Consider the following 6,353-nt stretch of genomic DNA (forward strand, 5'->3'; position numbering starts at 1 on the left):
AGATTGTCGCGCCGCGTGCGCACCGGCCTCCGCGCAGCCCGACACCCGCCCGGCCGGGGCGCGTATCGAACCGAATTTGTAAGCCGCCGCCGGCCTGGACGTTGCGCTTCGGCTGAAAATATGTTTGACTACTGGCTTATGGCCGATATCCGAATCCCCTTCGCGATTGCCTCCGGACGCCTCTGCGCTCCGGGCGCCGGCCTGCGCGCTTCCCTCATCGCGCTATCGCTATACCTACCGATCGGTTGCCGGGCCTAGCGCCCTGTGGTAGCTCGGCAGCCACGCTCGCCACAAGCCTGTTCCCTGTTCATTGCATGACCCCAGCCGGCCCACCCATGGCCCGCTGACGGCCCCGGACCATTATCCCGGCCTGCGAACAGGGGCTCCCCGGAACCGAAACCGGAATTCGTCCCGCCACCAACGGGAATATTGATCGAGGTGTACTGATGCTTGCCAACCCCGCCACCAAATACGTACCGTTTGCGCCCTTCGCGCGCGATTTCTCTGAACGCACCTGGCCCAGCCGCCGCATCACCCAGCCCCCCATCTGGATGAGCACCGACCTGCGCGATGGCAACCAGGCGCTGATCGAGCCCATGAGCGTCGAACGCAAGCTGCGCTTTTTCGAGCAGCTGGTGAAAATCGGCTTCAAGGAAATCGAAGTGGGGTTTCCCGCGGCATCGCAAACCGATTTCGATTTCGTGCGCAAGCTGGTGGATGAAAAGCGCATTCCCGACGACGTCACCATCATCGTGCTGACGCAGTCGCGCGAAGACCTGATCAGCCGCACGGTGGAAGCCGCCGCGGGCGCCAGGCAGGCCATGGTGCACCTGTACAACGCCTGCGCGCCGGCGTTCCGCAAAGTGGTGTTCAACATGAGCCAGGACGAGATCAAGCAGATCGCCGTCTCGGGCACGCAGTGGGTCAAGCAATACATGACCCAGCACCCGGAAACCCAATGGCGCTACGAGTACTCGCCCGAAGTATTCAGCACCACCGAACCCGAGTTCGCGCTGGACGTGTCCAATGCCGTGGCCGAGGTGTGGGATGCCACGCCGCAGCGCAAGATGGTGCTGAACCTGCCGGCCACCGTCGAGGCCACCACGCCCAATCTGTACGCCGACCAGATCGAATGGATGCACAAGAACCTGGCGCGCCGCGACAGCATCGTGCTCAGCGTGCATCCCCATAATGACCGCGGCACCGCCGTGGCCGCCGCCGAGTTCGCCGTGATGGCCGGCGCCGACCGCATCGAAGGCTGCCTGTTCGGCAGCGGCGAGCGCACCGGCAACGTCGACCTGGTAACCCTGGCGCTGAACCTGTACACGCAGGGCGTGCACCCCGGCCTGGATTTTTCCGATATCGATGAAGTGCGCCGCTGTGCCGAATACTGCAACCAGTTGCCCGTGCACCCGCGCCACCCCTATGCCGGCGACCTGGTGTTCACCGCATTCTCCGGCTCGCACCAGGACGCCATCAAGAAGGGCTTCGCGCAACAGAAAGCCGACGCCGTCTGGGAAGTGCCGTACCTGCCTGTCGATCCGGCCGACCTGGGCCGCAGCTACGATGCCGTGATCCGCGTGAACAGCCAGTCGGGCAAGGGCGGGGTGTCGTACCTGCTGGAACAGGAACACGGCCTGGTATTGCCGCGCCGCCTGCAGATCGAATTCAGCCGCGCCATCCAGCGCGTCACCGACGAAACCGGACGCGAAGTCACGGCTGACGACGTGCACACTATTTTCAACCGCGAATACCTGGAACAGCACAGCCCCTGGAAGCTGGTGCGCCACCGCATCGATGGCGATCCGGCCGCCGGCGAGGGCAAGCAGTTCAGCATCCAGGTGGAACTGGACTACAACGGTGAACGCCGCGTGGTTACCGGCACGGGCGACGGCGCGATATCCGCCTTCGTGGCCGCGCTGGACGTGCCCGTGCGCATCATGGACTACCACGAGCACGCCATCGGCACCGGTACCGACACGCGCGCCGCCAGCTACGTCGAATTGCGCGTCGGCGATTCGGCCACGGGCTTCGGCGTGGGCATCGACCGCGACATCGTCACGGCGTCGTTCCAGGCCGTGCTCAGCGCCGTGAACCGCCACCTGGCCGGCGGAGTTGAAGTTTCGAGCGAAAGCGAGACTGTCCAGGCCGCGTGATCCGCGTATCCTGGCATGAAGGGCCTGCCTACCCGGCAGGCCTTTTTATTGCGCGCCCTGCGCGCGGGCCTGAACTAGCGCCGCGCCGCCAGCAAGGCCTCGGCGCCGTGTTCGCGCAGCGCGGCATTCAAGGCGCCTTCGTAATCCGGCTGCGCGCTTTGCAGGCGCTCGCGGCCCTGTTCGGTCAGCACGGTATACACGCCGCGCTTGTCATCCGGGCACAGGTCGCGCACGGTAAGCCCGCTGCGTTCCAGGCGCTCGACCATGCGCGACACTGAACTCTGGTTCAGCCCCAGATGGGCCGCCAGGTCCTGCATGCGCAGCTCGAAATCGGGTGAACGCGCCAGCACTTCCAGCGCACGGTATTCGGACAAGCCCAACCCGTGGCTGGCCTGCAATACCTTGCCCAGGCCGGCCTCGACATGGGCAACCACCTGGATCAGCTTGAGCCACGCATCGGTTTTCTTGGACATGACGTAAGAGGATATCTGTTGTTCGTGGAACCGGTCATTTTTGCACATGTATGCGCATGCATGAACCGGGCTGCGCGCGACAGGCGGCTACGATGCCGGGCCTGCGCGGTATGCCTGGAACGGCAGCAGGCGCCGCGGCACGCATAACTTGCCTGCCGCGGGCTGGCGCCAGTTGCGCGGGTCGCCCTGCAGCAAGCGGTAGCCGACGCGGTAATCGAAGCCGTGGGCAGCGGCTTCGTCCCGGTCGGCGGCGTACAGCACGCGGGCAATGCCGGCCAGGCGCGCGCACAGATAGCACATGGCACAGGGCTCGCCCGAGGCCAGCAGCGTCAGTCCATGAAGCTGTGGCGTCCCCGCGGCACGGCAGGCGGCACGGATCGCTTCGACCTCGGCGTGGGCGGTGGGGTCGTGGTGCCGGCGCACGCAGTTGACGCCGCGCGCCAGAATGCCGCCCTGGGCGTCCAGCACCAATGCCGTGAACGGAATGCCGCCGCCACGCACGTGCTCGAGCGAGAAATCCACGGCTTCCTGCATGCGTCCGGCAAGCACGGCGGCGGAATCTGCGGTCATGATGCGCCCTGGCCTATCAGGCCGCGGCCTGGCGTCTGGCAGACCGCGAGCCGATGCTGTCGGCCAGCTTCAACCAGACCACGCCCGCGATGATGACAGCCAGCCAGAAGGCCTGCAGCAGTGTCAGGGATTGGCCCAGCAACAGGCTGCCGAACACCGCGGCTCCCACCGAACCTATGCCCGCCCAGACGGCGTAGCCTATGCCGACATCGATGGTGCGCAAGGCCACGCTCAATGCATACAGCGTCAGCAGGAAGAAGACGATAGCGGCCACCGACCAGCTGAGCACGGTGAAGGCTTTGCTGCCGCCCACCGCCAGCGCGTAGCCGATCTCGAATACGCCGGCCAGCAGCAGCATGGTCCAGGCGCGTCCGGCGCCGGATTTGTTTTGTACAGAGGTAGTCATGTGAATTCCTTTATTCAGGTTTGGAAAGACAGGGACAAGATGTGCAGGCAAGGATTCGTCAGGCCGCGCCGCTCAGGCGCAGCCCGACCACGCCGCCGATGACAAGCAGGATGCCCAGCAGCTTGTGGGCGTTCAGGCGCTGGCCGAAGAACAGCGCGCCCAGCACCACGATCACCACGCCGGCCGCCGAGGTCCAGATGGCATAGCCGACGCCCACGTCGAATGTCAGCAGGGCCAGGCTGAGGAAGAAGGTGGCGACGGCGCCGCTGACCAGCGTGGCGACGGTCCAGCCGATGTGCGTAAAGCCTTTTGCCTTGCCGGCCGAAATGGCCACGGCAACTTCGAGAATGACGGCGATTCCAAGGTAGAGCCAGCTCATGATGTTCCTTTGTTCAGTAAGTGCGGGTTGACGCCACCGCGCCGACCGGCGGTGGTGGCTGTGGACCCGGCAACGGCGAGCCGCGTCGGGACATGCGTTTATTTGCATGTGCATGCATATTAATGGATACGAGAAAATCCCGTCAACTATTTTTTGGATGGCCGCCGCCAGGCTGCCGCACAGATGACGGAACCTGGCCCAGGGAATGGGCGGCGCACCAGCGCCGCCCTGGCTGTCAGGCGTCGGGCCGCAACACGTTCAGCGCCCAGCGCGCAATGGCCAGCGTGCGGCGGTCTTCGCCCGGTTTGCCGATGGCCTGCAGGCCCACCGGCAGGCCCTGCGGCCCCGCGTCGAATGGCAGGTGCACGCACGGCGTGCCGAACAGCGTCCACAACCGGCAGAACAAGGGGTCGCCCGTGCCCTGGGCCATGAACGGCGCTTCGCCGCTGGCGCTGGGCGCCAGCAGGATGTCGTATTGCTCGAACCACGGCTCGACCAGAGCGCGGCCCTGCGCGGCGCGCGCCAAGTTGGCGCGGTGCTCGTCCGCCGTGATCTGGCAGCCCACATCCAGCATGGCGCGCAGCGCATCGCTGAGCTGCCCGGCGTGGCGCGTGCGTTCGTAGGCCAGCGACTGGGCGGCCTGGAAGCTCATGATGTCGGCGTGCGCCTGCACCAGCGCGCACAAGTCCGACGGCAGTTCCATGTCATGCACCTCGGCCCCCGCCTGCGACAGCAGGCTGGCGGCACGCAGGTAGGCGTCGCGGGTTTCGGGCAAGGTATGCAGCCACTGGGTGGTGCGGTACATGCCGATGCGGGGCCGCGCGTCGTAATCCAGTTCGCGCAGGGTGGCATCGCGCATCAGTACCGAGGCGAACAGCGCCACGTCGTCGACCGTGCGCGCGAACCCGCCTATCGTGTCCAGCATGTCGGCCAGCCCCTTGACGCCAGCGCGCGAGATGCAGCCGAACGACGGTTTGTACCCCACCACGCCGCAGTACGCCGCGGGGCGGATAATGGAACCGGCGGTCTGCGTGCCCAGCGCGAAGGGCACCATGTGGTCGGCCACCGCCGCGGCCGATCCGCTGGACGACCCCCCAGGCGTATAGGCTGGGTTGCACGGATTGCGGGTGGGCCCGGGAGCATAGGTGGCGAACTCGGTAGTCACGGTCTTGCCCGCCACCACAGCCCCGGCCTCGCGGCACAGCGCCACCGCGGCCGCGTCCTGCGGCGGCCGGTGGCCCGCATAGATGGGCGATCCGTAGCTGGTGGGCAGGTCGCACGTGTCGAAGATGTCTTTCACGCCCATGGGCAAGCCATGCAGCACGCCGCGCGTGGCGGACTGGTCCAGCGCGCGGGCCTGGGCCAGCGCCTGCGTTTTGTCGCAGGCGGCCCAGGCCTTCACCGTGGGATCGCGCTGTTCGATACGCGCGAAGCAGGCGCGCATCAGTTGCTCGGCGCTCAGCTCGCGTTGCGCCAGCATGAGCGCGGCCTGTGTGGCGCTAAGGCGGTTCAGTTCGACGGCCATTCCCTCTTTCCCTGTATTGCAGTGCAAATTATGTATAGCGCACGCTGTTGACATTGCTACGTTGGCGCATCACGCCGCCGCAAACCTTAGGCGCATTCTTGCGGCAACGCACCATGTCTTTTTATTGGCGCGATCAGGAAATCACGATACCGTATCCGCTGACATCTGGGTGTCATGCTTTACCCCTAGAATGAAATCGTTTTCATGGGTGAACCTGTCATGCCCGCTACACCGCAGCACCGTCCTTCCATTCTGGAAATCGCGCGCAAGGCCGGCGTCTCGCCGGCCACCGTGTCGCGCGCCTTTAATCAGCCGGAACTGCTACGCCAGGAAACCCTGGCCCGCATCGAAGCCGTGGCGCAGCGCAGCGGCTTTCGCCCCAACCGCGTGGGACGCAGCCTGAGGGCAGGGCGCACGCGCACCATCGGCCTGCTGCTGCCCACCCTGACCAACCCCGTGTTTGCCGACTGTTTCGAAGGCGCCGAACAACATGCGCGGGCCGCGGGCTACAGCGTCATGATGGGTATTACCGGATACGACCCGTCGGTAGAAAATGAATCGGTGCAGGCGCTGATCGACCACCAGATCGACGGCCTGATACTCACCGTGGGCAACCCCGCGCGCAATGCCACGCTGCGCGCGCTGGATGAGGCCGGCATGCCGCACATCCTGGCGTACAACGAATCCGGCAAACATCCTTTCGTGTCGGTGGACAACCAGGCAGCAGCCCATGAAATGGTGGCGCACCTGGCCGCCCAGGGGCATCGGCACATTGCGTTCGTCAGCGGCCCGCTGCCCGCATCGGACCGCGCCCGGCGCCGCCTGCAGGGCGCGCAGGTCTGCG

General features: G+C 65.9%; 7 protein-coding genes. 2 read left to right on the top strand and 5 right to left on the bottom strand.

Features of this window, described 5'->3' with window-relative positions; all coding sequences use genetic code 11:
* The first annotated feature begins 443 nt into the window (after positions 1-443).
* Positions 444-2,156 (top strand): 2-isopropylmalate synthase, encoded by a 1,713-nt coding sequence (gene leuA / locus LPZ50_RS20005; protein ID WP_230664246.1) that lies wholly within the window; start codon positions 444-446, stop codon positions 2,154-2,156.
* A 74-nt stretch (positions 2,157-2,230) separates the two neighbouring features.
* On the opposite strand, the gene LPZ50_RS20010 is transcribed toward leuA, so the two are convergent.
* The 5 genes from LPZ50_RS20010 to LPZ50_RS20030 all read right to left on the bottom strand — a co-directional run bounded on the left by LPZ50_RS20010 (position 2,231) and on the right by LPZ50_RS20030 (position 5,509).
* Positions 2,231-2,629 carry a MarR family winged helix-turn-helix transcriptional regulator gene (locus LPZ50_RS20010; RefSeq protein ID WP_230664228.1) on the bottom strand — a complete coding sequence of 133 codons (399 nt, stop codon included), beginning with the start codon at positions 2,627-2,629 and terminating at the stop codon, positions 2,231-2,233.
* An 87-nt stretch (positions 2,630-2,716) separates the two neighbouring features.
* On the bottom strand, positions 2,717-3,199 hold the full coding sequence (locus LPZ50_RS20015; RefSeq protein ID WP_230664231.1) for a nucleoside deaminase: 483 nt from the start codon (positions 3,197-3,199) through the stop codon (positions 2,717-2,719).
* A 16-nt stretch (positions 3,200-3,215) separates the two neighbouring features.
* Complete coding sequence (locus LPZ50_RS20020) at positions 3,216-3,605, bottom strand: DMT family transporter (protein ID WP_230664235.1); 390 nt, start codon at positions 3,603-3,605, stop codon at positions 3,216-3,218.
* A gap of 58 nt (positions 3,606-3,663) precedes the next feature.
* A complete protein-coding gene (locus LPZ50_RS20025) occupies positions 3,664-3,984 on the bottom strand; it encodes a DMT family transporter (RefSeq protein ID WP_230664237.1) in 321 nt (106 codons plus the stop codon).
* A 235-nt stretch (positions 3,985-4,219) separates the two neighbouring features.
* Positions 4,220-5,509, bottom strand: a complete 1,290-nt coding sequence (locus LPZ50_RS20030) for an amidase (protein WP_230664240.1) — start codon at positions 5,507-5,509, stop codon at positions 4,220-4,222.
* A 219-nt stretch (positions 5,510-5,728) separates the two neighbouring features.
* Here LPZ50_RS20030 and LPZ50_RS20035 point away from each other — a divergent pair.
* The coding region (locus LPZ50_RS20035; RefSeq protein WP_230664243.1) for a LacI family DNA-binding transcriptional regulator at positions 5,729-6,353 on the top strand (625 nt) is incomplete at its 3' end.

Origin of the sequence: Bordetella petrii, assembly GCF_020991325.1 — a bacterium.
Taxonomy (GTDB): Bacteria; Pseudomonadota; Gammaproteobacteria; order Burkholderiales; family Burkholderiaceae_B; genus Bordetella_A; species Bordetella_A petrii_E.

Excerpts from the sequence above, each read along its gene's own strand:
- LPZ50_RS20020 (WP_230664235.1), bottom strand. The coding sequence starts at position 3,605 with ATGACTACCTCTGTACAAAACAAATCCGGCGCCGGACGCGCCTGGACC.
- LPZ50_RS20015 (WP_230664231.1), bottom strand. The coding sequence starts at position 3,199 with ATGACCGCAGATTCCGCCGCCGTGCTTGCCGGACGCATGCAGGAAGCC.
- LPZ50_RS20025 (WP_230664237.1), bottom strand. The coding sequence starts at position 3,984 with ATGAGCTGGCTCTACCTTGGAATCGCCGTCATTCTCGAAGTTGCCGTG.
- LPZ50_RS20010 (WP_230664228.1), bottom strand. The coding sequence starts at position 2,629 with ATGTCCAAGAAAACCGATGCGTGGCTCAAGCTGATCCAGGTGGTTGCC.
- LPZ50_RS20030 (WP_230664240.1), bottom strand. The coding sequence starts at position 5,509 with ATGGCCGTCGAACTGAACCGCCTTAGCGCCACACAGGCCGCGCTCATG.